We start from the raw sequence: 18798 nt of genomic DNA, 5'->3' as shown, positions 1-18798 counted from the left end.
ACGCAAGGGGCGCCTGCGCGCCCCTTGCGTGCGCCGAACACGCCTTAGCCGAAGACTGCGACCGATTGCACCCCGGCGATCACCGGCGCGCCGTTCGCGCCCCACTGCACGATGTCCTCGCTCGCCAGCCCCTGCGCGCAATGGCGGCTGGTCGAACGGATCAGCCACCAGTCGTCGGCGGGCACCGCATCGGCGCCGAGCCGGTTGACATGCCATTGCATCGAACTGACCGGCGTCCCCCTGGGCAGATGCGGCAAGACCGCGGGCGGCAACGCGTCGCCCACCAGGACCGCCTCGACCTCGCCCGACAGGCCTTCGCGGTGGTTGAGCCGGACCCACCAGCACAAGTCCGCCTCGCTCCCGCCGGGCAGCGCCTCACGCACCGAGAAGTGGCGCTCCATGAAGGACGGCAAGTGCCCGACATCGAGCGCAGGCGCTTCGGCCACCGGAACCACGCCCGGTGGCGGGGCGTAACCCGCAATCGCCAGCGCGCTTTCACGCGGGTGCATGAACACGCAATTGGCGATGAAACCGCAACCTCTGGCGTTGCCCAACTGCGCGGTGACCCAGGTCGCGTTGCGCCCCTGCCGCACGATCCGCGCCTGCCCTTCGATCGGACCGGCGAGCGGCGCGATCATCGCAAACTGCGCCGAGGCGAGCGGCATCGGCTCGGGCAAGGCGCGGCGCGCCAATTCCAGCGCAAGCGCCGAGGTGAACCCGCCATAGGCCGTGCGCCCCTGCAGCCAGCTTTCGGGAACGAGCCCCGTCCAGCCACCACTCTCCCCGCGCCCGGCAGGCGTGAGCCCTTCGAGCAGGCTCGCGAAATCTTCGTCCATACTTCCCCGTCTCAACATCGGCCCTGCGCCCCCCGGCTACAGCGCGCCCCCCGCGAGGGGAACCCGCGCTGCGCAACGGGAAGCCGCCTGCTCTCGTGCCTATTCCAGCTCGAGGATGACGGTGTCGACGGCCAGGCTCTCGCCCGCACGGGCCCTGATCGCCTTGACCGTGCCCGCCTTCTCGGCGCGCAGGATGTTCTCCATCTTCATCGCCTCGATCACCGCGAGCGGCTGGCCCACCTCGACCGCATCGCCTTCGGCGACGTCGAGCGAGACGAGCAGTCCGGGCATCGGGCAGATCAGGAAGCGCGACAGATCGGGCGGCACCTTCTCGATCATATGCGCGGTGTACCTGGCAAGCCGCGTGGGCAGGCAATCGACCCGGTGGGTTGCCCCGCGCGTGGTCATCGTCAGCCCGGTCCGGGTCGGCGCAATCTTGATCGCGATCGCCTCGCCGTCGATGTCGGCATCGATGAAGCGATCGCCCGGCGTGTATTCGAGTTCCATCGCGACTTCGACGTCGTTCACCCTGATCGCGTCTTCCTCGACCACGACCGCGAAGGGCTCCTTGTCGATGGTGACGGTCCATTCACCCGGCGGTTCGAGCGGCCCGGCCAGCTGCCCGTCGACCCGGCGCGCCCGGTCCGCACGCGCGGCAGAGACGAACGCGGCCACCGCCGCGAGCTGCGCCTTGAGCGCGGCCGAGGCGGGCGCTCCGTGGAAACCCTCGGGGTATTCCTCGGCGATGAAGCCCGTGGTCAGTTCGCCCGAGCGGAAGCGCGGGTGCTGCATGAGCGCGGAGAGGAAATCGATATTGTGGCCCAGCCCCTCGATCTCGAAGGCGTCGAGCGCGGCGATCTGCTTGTCGGCCGCCTCGTCGCGGGTCTCGCCCCAGGTCACCAGCTTGGCGATCATCGGATCATAGAACATCGAGACCTGACCGCCCTCGTAGACCCCGTCGTCGACGCGGATACCCTCGATCCCGCGTCGCCCGTTGGCGGCACCATCGTCGCTCCAGCCGTCGACCGGCGGGTTGTAGCGCACCAGCCGCCCGGTCGAGGGCAGGAAGCCGCGATAGGGGTCCTCGGCGTAGACGCGGTTCTCGATCGCCCAGCCCTCGAGCTTGACGTCCTCCTGCGTCAGGGCCAGCTTCTCGCCATAGGCGACGCGGATCATCTGTTCGACCAGATCGATGCCGGTGATCGCCTCGGTCACTGGATGCTCGACCTGAAGCCGGGTGTTCATCTCAAGGAAGTAGAACGATTGCCCCGTCGGGTCCGCGCCCGAGACGATCAGTTCGACCGTACCCGCCGAATGGTAGTCCACCGCACGCGCGAGCGCGACGCACTGCTCGCCCATGGCCTTGCGCATTTCGGGGCTGACGAAAGGCGACGGCGCTTCCTCGACCACTTTCTGGTGCCGGCGCTGGATCGAGCATTCGCGCTCGTTGAGGTAGAGGATGGTCCCGTGCTTGTCGCCCAGGATCTGGATTTCGATGTGGCGCGGGTTTTCGATGAACTTCTCGATGAACACGCGGTCATCGCCGAAGGAATTGAGCCCTTCGCGCCGGGTCATCTCGAAGCCTTCGCGCACGTCCTTCTCGGACCAGGCAAGGCGCATCCCCTTGCCCCCACCCCCGGCCGAGGCCTTCATCATCACCGGATAGCCGATCTCGGCGGAAATCCGCACCGCGTGTTCGGTATCCTCGATCACGCCGACATAGCCCGGCACGACGTTGACGCCCGCGGCCTTGGCCAGCTTCTTGGATTCGATCTTGTCGCCCATCGCCGCGATCGCGCCCGGCGGCGGGCCGACGAAGGCGATGTTCTCCTTTGCCAGCGCTTCGGCAAAGGCGGTGCGCTCGGACAGGAAGCCGTAACCCGGATGGACCGCCTCGGCGCCGGTCTGCTTGCACGCGGCGATGATCCTGTCGGCCACAAGGTAGCTTTCGGCTGCGGGTGAAGGACCGATGTGAACCGCCTCGTCCGCCATCTTGACGAACGGCGCCTGGGCGTCGGCATCGGAGTAGACGGCCACCGTCGCAATGCCCATGCGCCGCGCGGTCTTGATGACGCGGCAGGCGATTTCGCCCCGGTTTGCGATCAGGATCTTCTTGAACAACCTCGTTCCCTCCAACTTCCCAAGCCAAACGCCCACCACGCGCCGCAACGGCGCCGCGCGGTCAACCGATCAGCCAACAAAAAACGTGCAAAGCCGATAACGGCGCATCAATGCTCCTCCAGCAGGGGCTGGAGCGTGGCGATGCGGCTCCTGGTCAGCTCGGTGCGGCAATCGTTGACCACCAGCGGGACTATCGAGCCCCCTTCGTAGGCGGTCTCCCAGATGGCGCATTGCGCATCGCGGTAGGTCAGCCAGGCCCGCTGGGCGATCAGCGCCTTGGCGTAGACGGCGCTGTCCTTCCCCCAACGCGCCGCCAGCTGGCTCCAGGTCTGGTTGAGCGCGATGTCGGCCTTGAGGTATTCGCGGTAGCGGCACACGTTCATGTCGAATTGGGTCAGTCGCCGGTCGCAGTCGGGCGCGGGGTCGAGCGCCATCGACTGCGCCAGCCGGCACTCGTCCTGCCCGAGCGCGCCCTTGACCGAGGCGCAGTCGGGTGCCGCCGCGGCAGCGAGGACGAGTGCCGTCAGGATCACTCGGCCGCTTCCAGCTTGGCGCAGCCCTTGGGCATCCGGCTGGCTTCGACCTCGGCTGCGGTCTCGCTGATCGCCATGGGCTTGATGCCCAGACGCGCGAACATCGCCAGGTCGCTGTCGTCGCCCGCGTTGGGGGCGGTGAGCAGCGTGTCGCCGGTGAAGATCGAGTTGGCGCCCGCCATGAAGCACATCGCCTGGGTCATCTCGGACATCGATTCGCGCCCTGCCGACAGACGCACCATCGACTTGGGCATGGTGATGCGCGCCACCGCGACGGTGCGCACGAATTCAACATCGTCGATCTTGGCAAGCGGGGTATCGGCCAGCATGTCGCCCAGCACCGTGCCCTTGACCGGGACCAGCGCGTTGACCGGAACCGACTGCGGATGATCGGGCAGCGTGGCCAGCGTATGGACGAAGCCGACCCGGTCGGCGCGGGTCTCACCCATGCCCACGATCCCGCCCGAACACACGTTCATGCCCGCCATGCGCACGTTCGAAAGCGTGTCGAGGCGATCGTCCATCGTGCGCGTGGTGATGACTTCGTCATAACGCTCGGGCGAGGTGTCGATGTTGTGGTTGTAGTAGTCGAGCCCCGCCTCGGCGAGCATCTGCGCCTGCTCGGGGGTCAGCATGCCCAGCGTCATGCAGGTTTCCATGCCCATCGCGCGCACGCCCTTCACCATTTCGATGATGGCGGGCATGTCGCGGTCCTTGGGGTTGCGCCAGGCCGCGCCCATGCAGAAGCGGGTCGAACCCTGGTCGGCGGCCTGCGCCGCGCGCTGAAGCACTTCGGACACGCCCAGCAGCTTGGTCGCCTTCACGCCGCTGTTGGCGTGGACCGACTGCGAGCAGTAGCCGCAGTCTTCCTGGCACCCGCCGGTCTTGATCGAGAGCAGCGTGGAAAGCTGAACCTCGTTCGGCCGGTGGTTGGCGCGGTGAACTTCGGCAGCGCGAAAGACCAGCTCGGTGAACGGCAGGTCGAACAGCGCGGCGATTTCCTCGCGCGTCCAGTCGTTGCGGGGGTCGCTCTGGGGGGCGGTGGTCATTGTCAGTGTCATCCTTGTACGGCCCGGGCCTCTTCACGCTGCCGCGCGTAGGCACTCAAGGCCGCTCCATACTGCGGTGCGCCCCTTCGTTCCAGTTCCAAGCCACCGAAACCGGCAACACTGCGCGCAATGCGCGCGACGGCATCATCACCAAGGCGCCCCAGCGCCGTGCGATAGATGCCGATGGTGAACACGATCGCGCGCGATCGCGGCAGCCGCCGCAGCACCTCGCGTTCGCACCGCACGTAGAGGGTTTCCCCGGCGTTTTCGGGGGTTACATGGGCAAAGCGCGCTTCGACGCTGTCCTTGGGGAGATAGCGCAGGGCGTCCGAGGCCACCACGAAGGCGTTCGTCCGCCCGAACAGGTTGAACGACTGCAACCCGTCGAGAAAACGCTCGACCCCGGCCTCGAGCGCCTCGGCATAGCCCTGGATCGGGGTGTGGATCGCGCCCACGCCCTGCCCCATCTTCTCAGGCAGGTGCCAGTCGGTGGGAAAGGCGACCGCGCCCGCAGCCAGCCGGAACGGCGCGCCCGGCGCCTCCTGCACGAGAAGGCACAGGTCCTCCCACATTGCGCGCGTGCAGGCATCCAGCCCGCCCGACACGCCCAGGATATCCGCCAGTTCGGCAATCGCCGGCTCGGCTTCGGGGCGCACCATCACCGCCTCGGGGCAGGCATCGAGCACGGCGCGGCGCGCGGCGAGATCAGGCTCGGGATCGCGCCATTCGCTCAGCGGCACGCGCACCAGCCCCATGCGCAAGGGCCCTTCGACCCGCGCCAGCGGCAGGAGCGACTCCACTGAAAATCCCAGAGTCATGATCTGTCTCGCTTCCCTGTTCCGCCTCGGTCCGGCCGCGCCTAACGGGCCAGTTCCAGCGCCTCGTCGGCGGGCGGCATGTTGTGGCCAAGCAGACGCAGCACGTCGGCCGCGCATTCGACCACGTTCGAGCCGGGGCCATAGATGCCCTGGACGCCGCGCTGCTTGAGGAAATCGTAGTCCTGCGGCGGGATCACCCCGCCTGCGACCACCTTGACGTCGCTGCGCCCGGCCTCGCGCAAGTGCTCGATCAGCTGCGGGATCAGCGTCTTGTGTCCGGCCGCGAGAGAGGACGCCCCGACCACCTCGACATCGTGGTCGAGCGCCATGCGGCAGGCCTCCTCGGGGGTCTGGAACAAGGGGCCGGAGACCACCTCGAACCCCATGTCGCCAAAGGCCGAGGCGATCACGTTGGCACCGCGATCGTGCCCGTCCTGCCCCATCTTGGCAACGAACAGCCGCGGCGCATGGCCCAGCCGCCGGGCCACGGCCTCCACCCCATCGCGCACCTGGCGGTAACGCGCATCATCGGCATAGGCCGAACCGTAGACGCCCTTGACCGGGCTCGGCACGGTGCCGTGGCGGCCGAACACCTCTTCCATCGCCAGCGAGATTTCACCCAGCGTCGCGCGCGCGCGGGCCGCCTCTACCGCCAGCGCGAGCAGGTTGCCCTGACCCCGCGCGCCGTGCGTCAGCGCCTTGAGCGCGGCCTTGCAGGCGGCCTCATCGCGCTCGGCCCGGACCTTGGCGAGACGCGCGATCTGGCTTTCGCGCACCCTGGCGTTGTCCACTTCGAGTGTCTCGATCGCGTCTTCGGCCTCCCGGCGATACTTGTTGACGCCCACGATCACGTCTTCGCCCTTGTCGACGCGCGCCTGGCGGCCCGCGGCGGCTTCCTCGATCATCGCCTTTGGCCAGCCCGCGGCGACCGCCTTGGCCATGCCGCCCTCGGCCTCGACCCGCTCGATGATTTCCCAGGCCTTGTCGACCAGTTCCTGCGTCAGCGCCTCGATGTAATAGGAGCCGCCCAGCGGATCGACGACGTTGCACATGCCCGTCTCTTCCTGAATCACGATCTGGGTGTTGCGCGCGATCCGCGCGGAAAAGTCGGTCGGCAGCGCGATCGCCTCGTCGAGCGCGTTGGTGTGGAGCGACTGCGTGCCCCCCAGCATCGCGGCCATCGCCTCGATCGTGGTGCGCATGACGTTGTTGTAGGGGTCCTGCTCCTGCAGCGACACGCCCGAGGTCTGGCAGTGGGTGCGCAGCATCTTGGAGCGTTCGGACTTTGCGCCGAGCCTCGTCATCGCGCGGTGCCACAAGGTGCGCGCGGCGCGCAGCTTGGCGATTTCCATGAAGAAGTTCATGCCGATCGCAAAGAAGAAAGACAGCCGCCCGGCAAAGGCATCGATGTCGAGCCCGCTGGCAACGCCGTACTTCACGTATTCCATGCCGTCGGCGATGGTGAAGGCCAGCTCCTGCACCTGCGTCGCGCCCGCTTCCTGCATGTGGTAGCCGGAAATCGAGATCGAGTTGAATTTCGGCATGTTCCGCGCGGTGTAGGCGAAGATGTCCGAAATGATCCGCATCGAGGGTTCGGGCGGGTAGATATAGGTGTTGCGGACCATGAACTCCTTGAGGATGTCGTTCTGGATGGTCCCGGTCAGCTGTTCGGGCGCAACGCCCTGTTCCTCGGCGGCGACGATGTAGAAGGCCAGGCACGGGATCACCGCGCCGTTCATCGTCATCGAGACCGACATCGTGTCGAGCGGGATGCCGTCGAACAGGATCTTCATGTCCTCGACGCTGTCGATCGCGACGCCCGCCATGCCCACATCGCCGGTCACGCGCGGATGGTCGCTGTCGTAGCCACGGTGCGTGGCCAGATCGAAGGCGACAGAAAGGCCCTTCTGCCCCGCCGCGAGGTTGCGGCGGTAGAAGGCGTTCGATTCCTCGGCGGTCGAAAAGCCCGCGTACTGGCGGATCGTCCAGGGACGCCCGGCGTACATCGAGGCCTTCACCCCGCGCGTGAAGGGGGCAAAGCCGGGCAGACCCGGATCGGCGGTGACGTCCCTGGCGGTGTAGAGCGGCTTGACGGCAATGCCCTCGGGCGTGTGCCAGGTCAGGTCGCGGCCCTTCACTTCCTTGTCGGCCAGCGCCTTCCATTCCGAAAGGCCGGGTTTCTCGCTCATCTCAGCATCCCTTGAACGTGGCGGGGCGCTTCTCGCGGAAGGCCTGCACGGCCTCGCTAAAGTCCTGCGTGAAGCCCGCGCGGCTCTGGTTGGCGGCCTCCAGCGCCAGACTGGCGGGCAGATCGTGGTCGAGCGCGTGGATCACCTGGCGCCGGATCATGCCAAGCGCCTGGGTCGGCCCCTTGGCGAGACGATGGGCCAGCGCCCTGGCCTCCTCGAGCGCGTAGCCATCCTCCACCACGCGCGCGATGAGGCCCATCGCCTGCGCATCGCTGGCGCTGATCTTGTCGCCCAGCAGGGCCATTTCCATGGTCCGCGCGCGGCCCACGCACTTGGCCACCATCCACGTCGCCCCGGCATCGGGCACCAGGCCGATATTGGCGAAGGCCAGCTGGAAATAGGCCGAGTGCGCCGCGATCACGATGTCGCCCGCAAGCGCAAAGCCCATGCCCGCGCCCACCGCCGGGCCATTGACCGCGACCACCAGCGGCACCGGCAGATCGGCCAGCGTTCGCGCCAGCGGGTTGTAGGAACCGGCCAGTGTTTCGCCAAGGTCGGGCGAGAGCGCGTCGGTGCCGTCGGGCTGCAGGTCTGCCCCCGAACAGAACGCCCGCCCTGCCCCTGTCAGCACCAGCGCGCGCGCGCCTTCGGCGAGCGCCGCCTCGATCGCCTCGCGCAGCGCGATCAGCAGCGACGGCGTCAGCGCGTTGAGCCGGTCCTCGCGCGCGAGCGTGAAGATCGCGACGTCCCCCTCGCGCGCGATTTGCAAACCATCGGCCATCAGTGCCCTCCCGCCGGGCGCTGCATGATCTCGGTCAGCTGGCCGTTCATGTCCTTGGGGTGGACGAAGAAGATCATCGTACCGTGCGCGCCGATGCGCGGTTCGCCCAGCACGCGCTTGCCCTGCGCGATGAACCAGGCGTGGGCTTGCGCAATGTCCTCGACTTCGTAGCAGATGTGGTGCTGGCCCCCCATCGGGTTGCGCGCAAGCCACTTGCCCACCGCGCTGTCGGGATCGGTGGGTTCGAGCAGTTCGATCTGCGTGCCCCCGCGCGTATCGAGCGCGCCGCTGTCGCGGGGCGTATTGACGAAGCACACCCGCACCTTCTGGCTTTCGAGCACGAACGGTTCGGTGATGTCGCTCGCCCCCATGACGTCGCGGTAGAACGCGATCGACGCGTCGAGATCGGGCGTGGCCACGCCCACATGGTTCAAACGGCCCAGTTTCATCACAGCGCCTCTTCGAAGAAATAGATGAGATACCCGGTCACCACGCCGGCAAGGTAGATCAGCAGGCTGCTGCGCCGCGGGTTCATCGGGCAAAGCTGCCTGCAGGGACGGTCTGCGCGGTCGGTTCCATGCGGTCCGGGTTCCTCTGCCGGGTTCGTCGGTCGTGCCCCGCCCGGCGCGCGCCATGGCGCATCACCGGGCGAAAGCTGCGGGATTCGCGCCTTACAGCGGAATGTTGTCGTGCTTCTTCCAGGGGTTCTCGAGCACCTTGTGGCGCAGTTTGCGAAGCCCCAGCGCAATGCGGCGGCGGGTCGACTGGGGGTAGATCACCTCGTCGATGTAGCCCCGGCTGGCGGCCACGAAGGGGTTGGCGAAGCGCTCCTCGTATTCCTTGGTGCGCGCCGCGATGCCTTCGGCGTCGAGCCCGCGGAAGATGATCTCGACCGCGCCCTTGGCGCCCATCACCGCGATCTCGGCGGTCGGCCAGGCGTAGTTGAGATCGCCGCGCAGATGCTTGGAGGCCATGACGTCATAGGCGCCGCCATAGGCCTTGCGGGTGATCACCGTGATCTTGGGCACCGTCGCCTCGCCATAGGCGAAGAGCAGCTTGGCGCCGTGCTTGATGATCCCGCTATGCTCCTGATCGGTGCCCGGCAGGAAGCCCGGCACGTCGACGAAGGTGATGATCGGGATGTTGAAGGCATCGCAAAAGCGCACGAAGCGCGCGGCCTTCTTCGACGAATTGATGTCGAGCACGCCCGCCAGCACCATCGGCTGGTTGGCGACCACCCCCACCGTGCGCCCCTCGATCCGGCCAAAGCCGCACAGGATGTTGCCCGCGTGCAGCGGCTGGACTTCAAAGAAGTCCCCTTCGTCAAGCACTTTGCGGATCACCTCGTGCATGTCGTAGGGCTGGTTGGCCGAGGGCGGGATGATCGTGTCGAGGCTGGGTTCGAGCCGGTCCCAGGGATCGGAACTGGGCCGTTCGGGCACTTCGTCGCGGTTGGACGAAGGCAGGAAATCGATGAAGTCGCGCGCGGCCAGCAGCGCCTCGATGTCGTTCTCGAGCGCGAGGTCGGAGACCGAGGTCCTGGTCGAATGGGTGATCGCGCCGCCCAGTTCCTCTTGCGTGACGACTTCGTTGGTGACCGTCTTGACCACGTCGGGGCCGGTCACGAACATGTACGAGCTGTCCTTCACCATGAAGATGAAGTCGGTCATCGCCGGGCTGTAGACCGCCCCGCCCGCGCACGGCCCCATGATCAGCGAAATCTGCGGCACGACGCCCGAGGCCAGCACGTTCTTCTGGAACACGTCGGCATAGCCGCCAAGCGAGGCGACCCCTTCCTGGATGCGCGCGCCGCCCGAATCGTTGAGCCCGATGACCGGCGCGCCGACCTTCATCGCCGCGTCCATCACCTTGCAGATCTTCTGCGCGTGGCGCGCCGAGAGCGAACCGCCGAAGACCGTGAAATCCTGGCTGAAGACATAGACCAGCCGGCCGTTGATCGTACCCGATCCGGTCACCACCCCGTCGCCCGGAATGCGTTGGTCGGGCATCCCGAAATCGACGCAGTCATGTTCGACGTAGAGGTCCATCTCCTCGAAGCTGTCTTCGTCGAGCAGCACGTCGAGCCGTTCGCGCGCGGTCAGCTTGCCCTTGGCGTGCTGCGCATCGATGCGGCGCTGCCCGCCCCCCATCTTCGCGGCCGCGCGGCGTTTTTCCAGTTCGGCGATATTGGCTGACATCCGACGTCCCTTGCAGTGGCGGTTGCCGTCCTCGCGGTTCGATCCGCAAGTGACCCGCCCGTTGTGGCGTGCGCGAAAGCGTGCGCGAAAGCCTGTTGAGGGCAGCTAAAATCAGGTCGCGGCGCCGAGGTCAATCTTTTTTAATCGCTCGATTAAATTTTACGAAAAACTACTCCGACTAGTTCGGGGACAGCGCCAGTGCGGATCGCCGCCCAGGCTTCGAACAGGAACGGGGCGCAAGTTGCCTTGCGCCCCGTTCCTGTTCGGGTCATCCCGGAACCCTTGCCTCACCAACCCGGCCTCACTTGAGCAGCACGAGTTCCTCGGCCAGCGTCGGGTGGAGCGCGACGGTCGCGTCGAAATCGGCCTTGGTCAGCCCGGCCTTCACCGCGATCGCGGCGGCCTGCATGATCTCGGCTGAATCCGGCCCGATCATGTGCAGGCCCAGCACCACGCCGGTCTCGGCATGGCAGACCATCTTGTAGAGCGCGCGTTCGCTGCTTTGCGTCAGCGCGTTCTTCATCGGGCGAAATTCGCTGGTGTAAACCGTGCAGGTGCCGAACTTCGCGCGCGCCTCGGCCTCGGTCAGCCCCACCGCGCCGATCGGTGGATGGCTGAACACCGCGGTCGGAATCGCGTCGTAGTCGATCGTGCGCGGGTTGTTGCCGAACACCGTATCGGCAAAGGCATGGCCCTCGCGGATCGCGACGGGGGTAAGCTGGACGCGGTCGGTCACATCGCCCACCGCGTAGATGCCCTCAACGTTCGTGCGCGCATAGGCGTCCACCGCGATGGCGCCGCGCTCGTTGGTGACGACGCCCACCGCCTCGAGCCCCAGCCCCTCAACATTGGGCACGCGGCCGGTCGCGAAGAGCACGCAGTCAACCTCGATCGGATCGTGGTTGGTCATGGAAACGGTGAGCGAGCCATCGGCGTTCTTCACGATCTTTTCGAACGAGGCCTGGAAGCGGAATTCGATGCCCTTGGCCTGCGAAATCTGGACCAGACGCTCGCGCACCGATTCGTCGTAGCCGCGCAGGATCTGGTCCGAACGGTTGACGATCGTGACCTTCGATCCCAACGCGTGGAACACGCCTGCGAACTCGTTGGCGATGTACCCCGCGCCCGCGATCAGCACGCGCGCGGGCAGCTCCTCGAGATGAAACGCCTCGTTCGAGGTGATGCCGTGCTCGCTGCCCTCGAAGCTGGGCACGAAGGGGCGCCCGCCGGTGGCGATGAGGATGTGCCGGGCGGTCTTCTTCTCGCCGTTCGCCAGCGTGACCTCGTGCGGACCCGAAAGGGTCGCGCGCTGGGGGATGACCTCGACCTTGGCACTGTCCAGCCCCTGCGTGTAGAGCCCGTTGAGACGGTCGACATCGGCCAGCACGTTGTCGCGCAGCGTCGCCCAGTCGAACCGCGCCTCACCGATCTCCCAGCCAAAGCGCTTGGCGTGCTCCAGATCCTCGGCGAACTGGGCGCCGTAGACCAGCATCTTCTTGGGCACGCAGCCCCGGATCACGCAGGTCCCGCCCACGCGATACTCTTCGGCCACCGCCACGCGCGCGCCGTGCGAAGCCGCGATCCGGCTCGCCCGCACGCCGCCTGAACCCGCGCCAATGGTGAAAAGATCGTAGTCGTAGTCGGACATTCAGCAGCTCCGGGCCGGTCGGCCTCGCATGAAGGAAAGGATCGGGCGGGATATGGGGGCAGCGCCCGGTGATTGCCAAGAGAAAGGGCAGATTGTTTGCCTAACAAACAATCTGCCCTTCAGCAATTGCGGACAGGGATCGTGCGGCACGGCCAAACGAGGATGCCAAGGGCCTTTCCACTCCGGCTCACCCTACGGCGAACCTCACCTCTCTCGCACAGCGTCGGCTGAGAGGGGTGCGGCCGACAGTATGGGGGTCAAGGGGCGTTACCCCCTTGAGCCACCTACTTTCCTTCACCCAATCCCGGCCAGCGCCAGCAGCGCCTCGGTCGACGGATCGAAGGTCGTCCCGCCCGCCTCGATCTGCTTGGCGATGGCCTTGCCCAGCTCGACGCCGAACTGGTCGAACGGGTTGATCCCCATCAGCACCGCGTTGGCGAAAGTGCGGTGTTCGTGGAAGGCGATCAGCGCGCCGAACGCGGCCGGGGTCAGGTCGTCGAGCAGGATCGTCGCCGAAGGACGGTTGCCCGGATAGGCGCGCGCGGGGTCCTCGCTGGCCTTGCCCGCCATCAGCGCCGCGCCTTGCGCAAAGCAGTTGGAAAGCAGGATGCGGTGGTGCGCCTCGTCCAGATCATCGCCCGGCGCGATGCAGGCGATGAAATCGACCGGCACGAGGTTGGTGCCCTGGTGGAGCAGCTGGAACACCGCGTGCTGCGCATCGGTACCCACCCCGCCCCAGGTGATCGGGGCAGTCGCCCCGTCGACCTGAGAGCCGTCGACCTTCACGCTCTTGCCGTTCGATTCCATCTCGAGCTGCTGGAGATAGTCGGGCAGCAGCGCCAGGCGCTGGTCATAGGCGAAGACCGCGCGGGTCTGGCACCCGCGCAGGCGCGTGTAGTACTGGTCGGCAAAGGCCGCGCGCAGCGGCAGGTTGTCGATCCCGTCGGCGTCCCGGAAATGCTCGTCCATCGCCGCAGCCCCCGCCAGGAACTCGGCGAAGTCGGGCCAGCCCAGCGCCATGGCGACCGGGAAGCCGATCGAGGACCACAGCGAATAGCGCCCGCCCACGCTTTCCGAGAACGGCAGGATGCGCGTCTCGTCGACACCCCACTCCATCGCCTTCTCGGGCGCCGCGGTCAGCGCAACGACGCGCCCATAGGGGTCCTCGACCTCGTTTTCGCGAAACCAGGTCATCACGCTTTCGGCGTTGGTCATGGTTTCGATCGTGGTGAAGGTCTTGGACGCGATCGCCAGCATCGTGGTCTTGGGATCGCAGGCCTTGAACGCGCGTTCGAGCGCGACGCCATCGATGTTCGAGACGACGTGGACGTCGACCAGCGCGCCCTCGCCCGCCAGCGCGTCGACCGCGAGCGCCGGGCCCAGCGCCGAACCGCCGATGCCGACGTGGATGAGGTGCTTCACCTCGCCCATCGCCCCGCGCAGGATCGCCTCGACGATCGCGGCGGTCTTGTGGTGGTACTCGGCCGCGAGCTGCACGCTCTCTTCCTTGCCAACACCGCGCTGGGCGGTGTGCTCGGCCGCGCGGCCTTCGGTCGGGTTGACGATATCGCCGTCGAACAACGCCTTGCGGCGTGCGTCGAAGTCCATCGCCGCGGCAAGCTCCTCGAACGCAGCGACGTGCGCGGCATCGAGGTGGGTCTTCGACCAGTCGAAGCGCATTTCGCCCAGCGCATCCTCGGCGCCCAGCTCGAAGCGGGTCGCAAAGCGTGCGAGCCGGTCGGGATCGGCTTCGAACAACTCGACAAGGGTGGGCTTGGCGAGTCCCTGAAGCTTATCCCAGATTGCGTCTGTCATGCCATCTTCCTCTACGCAGCGGTATTCGTGGCGCCTTATGCGGTCCACATGCCGGAAAACCAAGTCGATTCTATTACCAATCGACAACGAATTTTTGTCGAATCCCATAAGCCGTCGGTCGGCAATTCTCTTGACCTTTAGCCCGGCTGGCAACATGGGTCGGGCATGAGCGACACCCATAGCGTACCCGAGAGCAAGCCGAGCGACCCGGCAAAGGCAAACTCCGCCTCACAGGCCGCGGACAAGCCCAAGAAGGATGAAAATTTCTTCGCCTTCCTGTTCTGGCTCCTGCTCGGCGTGGTCGTACTGCGCAGCTTCATCGTCGCGCCGTTCAACATTCCCAGCGAATCGATGCTGCCCCGCCTCCTGATCGGGGACTACTTGTTTGCCTCGAAGTGGTCTTATGGCTACTCGCGCTACTCGCTGCCTTTCAGCGTGCCGCTCATTCCGGGCCGGATCTTCCCCCACCAGCCCGATCGCGGCGACGTGGTGATCTTCAAGGCGCCTCCGGGCAACGATCTCGATTACATCAAACGCGTCATCGGCCTGCCCGGCGACGAAATCCAGATGCGCAACGGCCAGGTGATCCTCAACGGCAAGCCCGTGCCCAAGGTGCGCATCGCCGATTTCGTCATGCCCGTCACCCAGAACATGATCGACGCGGCCAAGACCGAAATGCGCCTGCCCTGCATCGACCCGCGCTTCGAAACCACGCTCAAGGGCGGCGCGGACGCCTGCCGCTACCCGCAGTACCGTGAAACGCTGCCCAACGGGGTAAGCTACAACGTGCTCGACATGGGCACGTTCGCGCAGGACAACACCCCGGTCTACATCGTCCCCAAGGACCACATGTTCCTGATGGGCGACAACCGCGACAATTCGCAGGACAGCCGCTTCCCCGCGGTCGAAGGTGGCGGCATCGGCATCGTCCCGCAGAAGAACCTCATCGGCAAGGCCTCGCTGATGATGTTCTCCACCGACGGCTCGGCCAAGTGGCTGCTGCCCTGGACCTGGTTCACCGCGGCGCGCTGGAACCGTATCGGCGGGACGTTCTGACCTTGCTGACCGACGCCACCCGCGCCTTTCTCAACGACCTGATCGACCGACCGCTGGGCGACGAGAGCCTCTGGCTCGCCGCACTCACCCACGGCAGCACCGGCGAAAAACGCAATTACGAACGGCTCGAGTTCCTCGGCGACCGGGTCCTGGGCCTGAGCGTCGCGGAATGGCTGTTCGAGCATTCAAGCGAGGCCGAAGGCCGCCTCTCGCAGCGCCTCAACGCGCTCGTCAGCCGCGCCACCTGCGCCGCGATCGCCCGCTCGCTGGGCCTTGGCCCGCACATCCTGCTCGGCAAGCAGGCGCGCGACGATGGCGGTGAGGACAGCGAGAACATTCTGGGCGACGTGATGGAGGCGCTGATCGGCGCCTGCTTCATGCTCCATGGGTTCGAGGCCGCACGCGCCATGGTCCGCCGCCTGTGGGCCAAGACGCTCGAGGGCAAGACCGGCAAGCGCAAGCACCCCAAGTCCGCGCTGCAGGAATGGGCTGCGGGCAACCGCCGCCGGATGCCCGAATACAAGCTGGTCGAACGCACCGGTCCCGACCACGCCTCGCAGTTCACCGTCGAGGTTGCCATTCACAACGTTGGCCGCGCCCAGGCCACGGCGAATTCCAAGCAGGACGCCGAGACCCTCGCCGCCGAGGAATTCATGAGGAAATACGCATGACGTCGCCGTTCGAAACGACCGGAGGCTCGCCGGAAAAGTGTGGCCTCGTCGCCGTCATCGGCGCGCCCAACGCGGGCAAGTCGACGCTGGTCAACACGCTCGTCGGGCAGAAGGTGGCGATCACCTCGGCCAAGGCGCAGACCACCCGCGCCCGGCTGATGGGCATCGCGCTCGACGGGCCGGTGCAGATCATCCTGGCCGATACGCCGGGCATCTTCGCGCCCAAGCGCCGGCTCGACCGCGCGATGGTCGCCGCCGCCTGGGAAGGCGCGCAGGAGGCCGACGCGATCCTGCTCGTGGTCGATCCGATCAAGCAGCGCCGCCACGAACTCGAACCGCTGCTCGAAACGCTCAAAGAGCGCTCCGAACGCAAGCTGCTGGTCCTCAACAAGGTCGATGCCTGCGCCAAGGAACCGCTGCTCAAGCTGGCCGAGGAACTGAGCGCGGCGGTCCCCTTCGACGAAGTTTACTTCGTCTCCGCGCTCACCGGCGACGGCGTGCCCCAGCTCAAGACGCACCTTGCCGGGCTCATGCCCGAAGGGCCCTGGCACTATCCCGAGGACCAGGTTTCCGACGCGAGCGAACGTCTGCTCGCCTGCGAGGTCACGCGCGAGCAGCTCTACCGCCAGCTCCACGAGGAACTGCCCTACGACAGCGCGGTGCGGCCCGAAAGCTACACCCTGCGCAAGGACGGCTCGGTCGAGATCCGCCAGCAGATCGTCGTCACGCGCGACAACCAGCGCGCGATCGTGCTGGGCAAGCGCGGCGCCAAGATCAAGGCCATCGGCGAGGCCGCGCGCAAGGAACTGACCGAAATCCTGGGCCAGAAGGTCCACCTCTTCCTGCACGTCAAGGTCGAGGAGAACTGGGCCGAAGCCCGCGACATCTACGAAGAGATCGGACTGGACTGGGTTCGCTGAACCCCGCGCGCCCCGGCCCCGGACGGCTCGGGACGCGCCCCTAGGGAGCGTACATGATTAGGACTTCGCGCGTGGCGCGCCTCGTGGCGGCGGCGTTTGTGCTGGGTGGATCGATGACGGTGGGCGGGCTGGCGGCGGCGCGCACGCAGGCGGGCACCCCGACGGCGGTACAACTGCCCGGCGAGACCACCCCGATCGAGGCTGCGCCACCCCCCGAACCGATCAGCCTCCAGGGCGAGCGCTACGTCGCGATGGGGTCCTCCTTCGCGGCTGGCCCGCTGCTGCGCCCGGCAAAGCCCGGCGGGGCAGCGCGCTGCGGGCGTTCGATGAACAACTACCCCACGCTGCTGGCCGAACGCTTCGGGATGATCCTGACCGACCGTTCCTGCTCGGGCGCCACCACCAACAACGTGCTGGGCCCCTGGAAGGAACTGATCCCGCAGATCGACGCGGTCACCCCGCAGACCCGGCTGGTGACGATCACCATCGGCGGCAACGACCTCAGCTACGTCGGCAACCTGTTTGCGGCGACCTGCCACTACCGCAACGCCACCGCTCCGGCGGGCGAACGTCCGCGCGCCTGCCACCCGGTCCGCGTGCCCCAGAACGTCGACTACGCGCGCGTCGAACTGCAGATGAACGAGATCATCCGGCGCATCCGCACCATCGCCCCGCGCGCGCGCATCGTGCTGGTCCAGTACCTCAACCCGCTGCCCCCGCCCGGCCAGCTGTGCGAGGCGACGCCGATCAGCCCGCAGAACGCGGCGATCGTGCGCACCATCGGCAAACGCCTCGCCGAGATCACCGACAAGGTCGCGCGCGAGCGCGGGGTGCTGGTGGTCGAAATGAACATCGCCTCCGAAACCCACTCGCCCTGCGACGCCGAACCGTGGATGATCGGCTCACCCGCCGGGTACGACGGGAGCCTGGGCCTGCAATGGCACCTCAACCTCGCCGGGATGCGCGCCACCGCGCGCGACATCGCGTGGTGGCTGGTCAATTCGGGCTACGAGGAAATCAACCCGCCCCACTACGAGGACGAGGCGGGCAAGACCGAAAAGGGCGAGAAAACCGAGAAAGCCGAGAAGGCGGAAAAAGCGGGCCAGGTCCCGGTTTCCTGATCCCACGGCGCGCCGCCCGGCCACACGCGCGCGGCGAAATCTCGCCGTCACAATCCGCTTCTAACGCCGGGCGCTTGCCCCAGGGCCGCCCAGCGGCCTCGTGAATGCGCGGGAGACGCCGTCCTTGCCCAAGCTCACCCCTGCCCGCCCGCGCTGGCAGCCGCGCGTTCCCACCTGGCGCCCGCGCCCGCACGAAACCCCAGGGCGCGCCGCGCTGTCGCGCACGCTAATCCCCGCACTGACCCTGCTCGCGCTGGCGGTGCTGACCCGCGCGCCGCTCTATGGCGACCCGCTGATCCACGTCGACGAGACGTTCTACAATCTGGTGGGCGAGCGGATGCTGCGCGGCGCGGTGCCGTTCGTCGACATCTGGGACCGCAAGCCCATCGGACTGTTCCTGATCTACGCCGGTGCGCACCTCGCGCTGGGCAAGAGCGTGCTGGCCTACCAGATCCTCGCCACGCTGTTCGCCGCCGCCACGGCGTTCCTGATCGCCCGCCTCGCGCAGCGCATCGCCAGCCCGCAGGGCGCGCTGCTGGCGGGGGTGGCCTATCTGCTGGGGCTCGCGCTGTTTCGCTGTTCGGGCGGGCAATCGCCGGTGTTCTACAACCTGCTGATGGTCGGCGCGGTAGAGCTCGCGCTCCCGCTCCTGACCCGCGCCGCGCCGGTCGGACTGGCCCGGCGCGGCGCGCTCGTCATGCTGGTGATCGGCCTCGCCTTGCAGATAAAGTACACCGTGGTGTTCGAGGGGCTGGGCTTCGGGCTCGCGCTCATGGCGGCGCGCTGGCGGCTGGACCGCAGAAGCCTCGCCACGCTCGGCTGTACGCTGCTGTGGATCGCGAGCGCGCTGCTGCCCACCGCGCTGGCGCTCGGCTGGTACGCCTGGGCGGGCGAGGCGCAGGCCTTCGTGTGGGCCAACTTCGTCTCGATCTTCGGGCGCGACACCGGCGCCGCGCTCTCGCTCGACCGGATCACGGACCTCGCCACCGACGTGGCGCTGACCGCGCCGTTCTGGGGGGCGCTGGCGTGGCTGGCGCGCGCG

15 protein-coding genes and 1 pseudogene are annotated in these 18798 nt (G+C 67.1%); 5 read left to right on the top strand and 11 right to left on the bottom strand.

Going from position 1 to position 18798, the window contains the following annotated elements; all coding sequences use genetic code 11:
- Nucleotides 1-44: 44 nt before the first annotated feature.
- From MTR62_RS10095 to pgi, 11 genes are all read right to left on the bottom strand, one after another.
- Nucleotides 45-836 carry a thioesterase family protein gene (locus tag MTR62_RS10095; protein WP_244020161.1) on the bottom strand — a complete coding sequence of 264 codons (792 nt, stop codon included), beginning with the start codon at nucleotides 834-836 and terminating at the stop codon, nucleotides 45-47.
- A gap of 99 nt (nucleotides 837-935) precedes the next feature.
- The gene (locus tag MTR62_RS10090) at nucleotides 936-2957 is read right to left on the bottom strand and encodes an acetyl-CoA carboxylase biotin carboxylase subunit (RefSeq protein WP_244020159.1); all 2022 of its coding nucleotides are present in this window, start codon (nucleotides 2955-2957) and stop codon (nucleotides 936-938) included.
- A 107-nt stretch (nucleotides 2958-3064) separates the two neighbouring features.
- Nucleotides 3065-3490 carry a lysozyme inhibitor LprI family protein gene (locus tag MTR62_RS10085; RefSeq protein ID WP_244020157.1) on the bottom strand — a complete coding sequence of 142 codons (426 nt, stop codon included), beginning with the start codon at nucleotides 3488-3490 and terminating at the stop codon, nucleotides 3065-3067.
- Nucleotides 3487-4539, bottom strand: coding sequence for a biotin synthase BioB (gene bioB, locus MTR62_RS10080; protein ID WP_244020155.1), 1053 nt, complete (start codon nucleotides 4537-4539; stop codon nucleotides 3487-3489). Before bioB ends, MTR62_RS10085 begins: the two co-directional genes overlap by 4 nt.
- Before the next feature lie 8 nt (nucleotides 4540-4547).
- Nucleotides 4548-5357 (bottom strand): heme-dependent oxidative N-demethylase subunit alpha family protein, encoded by an 810-nt coding sequence (locus tag MTR62_RS10075; RefSeq protein WP_244020152.1) that lies wholly within the window; start codon nucleotides 5355-5357, stop codon nucleotides 4548-4550.
- Between the two features lie 41 nt (nucleotides 5358-5398).
- Complete coding sequence (gene scpA / locus MTR62_RS10070; protein ID WP_244020150.1) at nucleotides 5399-7546, bottom strand: methylmalonyl-CoA mutase; 2148 nt, start codon at nucleotides 7544-7546, stop codon at nucleotides 5399-5401.
- Between the two features lies 1 nt (nucleotide 7547).
- A complete protein-coding gene (locus MTR62_RS10065; RefSeq protein WP_244020147.1) occupies nucleotides 7548-8327 on the bottom strand; it encodes an enoyl-CoA hydratase-related protein in 780 nt (259 codons plus the stop codon).
- The gene (gene mce / locus MTR62_RS10060; protein ID WP_244020145.1) at nucleotides 8327-8776 is read right to left on the bottom strand and encodes a methylmalonyl-CoA epimerase; all 450 of its coding nucleotides are present in this window, start codon (nucleotides 8774-8776) and stop codon (nucleotides 8327-8329) included. Before mce ends, MTR62_RS10065 begins: the two co-directional genes overlap by 1 nt.
- A 222-nt stretch (nucleotides 8777-8998) precedes the next feature.
- Nucleotides 8999-10525: an acyl-CoA carboxylase subunit beta gene (locus MTR62_RS10055; RefSeq protein ID WP_244020135.1), complete on the bottom strand. Its 1527-nt coding sequence runs from the start codon at nucleotides 10523-10525 to the stop codon at nucleotides 8999-9001.
- A gap of 301 nt (nucleotides 10526-10826) precedes the next feature.
- Complete coding sequence (gene gor / locus MTR62_RS10050) at nucleotides 10827-12173, bottom strand: glutathione-disulfide reductase (protein ID WP_244020132.1); 1347 nt, start codon at nucleotides 12171-12173, stop codon at nucleotides 10827-10829.
- 294 nt (nucleotides 12174-12467) lie between these two features.
- Nucleotides 12468-13988: a glucose-6-phosphate isomerase gene (gene pgi, locus MTR62_RS10045; protein ID WP_244020131.1), complete on the bottom strand. Its 1521-nt coding sequence runs from the start codon at nucleotides 13986-13988 to the stop codon at nucleotides 12468-12470.
- Nucleotides 13989-14153: 165 nt separating this feature from the next.
- Between pgi and lepB the strand changes: the two genes are divergently transcribed.
- The 5 genes and pseudogenes from lepB to MTR62_RS10020 form a co-directional block, all read left to right on the top strand.
- Nucleotides 14154-15044, top strand: a complete 891-nt coding sequence (lepB, locus tag MTR62_RS10040; protein ID WP_244020130.1) for a signal peptidase I — start codon at nucleotides 14154-14156, stop codon at nucleotides 15042-15044.
- Between the two features lie 2 nt (nucleotides 15045-15046).
- Nucleotides 15047-15715: a ribonuclease III gene (gene rnc, locus MTR62_RS10035; protein WP_244020129.1), complete on the top strand. Its 669-nt coding sequence runs from the start codon at nucleotides 15047-15049 to the stop codon at nucleotides 15713-15715.
- A complete protein-coding gene (gene era / locus MTR62_RS10030; protein WP_244020128.1) occupies nucleotides 15712-16635 on the top strand; it encodes a GTPase Era in 924 nt (307 codons plus the stop codon). The genes rnc and era overlap by 4 nt, the downstream gene beginning before the upstream one ends.
- Nucleotides 16636-16688: 53 nt before the next feature.
- Nucleotides 16689-17756, top strand: coding sequence for an SGNH/GDSL hydrolase family protein (locus MTR62_RS10025; protein ID WP_244020126.1), 1068 nt, complete (start codon nucleotides 16689-16691; stop codon nucleotides 17754-17756).
- Between the two features lie 124 nt (nucleotides 17757-17880).
- Nucleotides 17881-18798, top strand: a pseudogene (locus tag MTR62_RS10020) (glycosyltransferase family 39 protein); the annotation flags it as partial.

This window comes from Novosphingobium organovorum (genome assembly GCF_022832435.1).
Classification (GTDB): domain Bacteria; phylum Pseudomonadota; class Alphaproteobacteria; order Sphingomonadales; family Sphingomonadaceae; genus Novosphingobium; species Novosphingobium organovorum.
The sequence above is the reverse complement of the archived record's forward strand: the minus strand, read 5'-3'. Positions and strand labels throughout refer to the sequence as shown.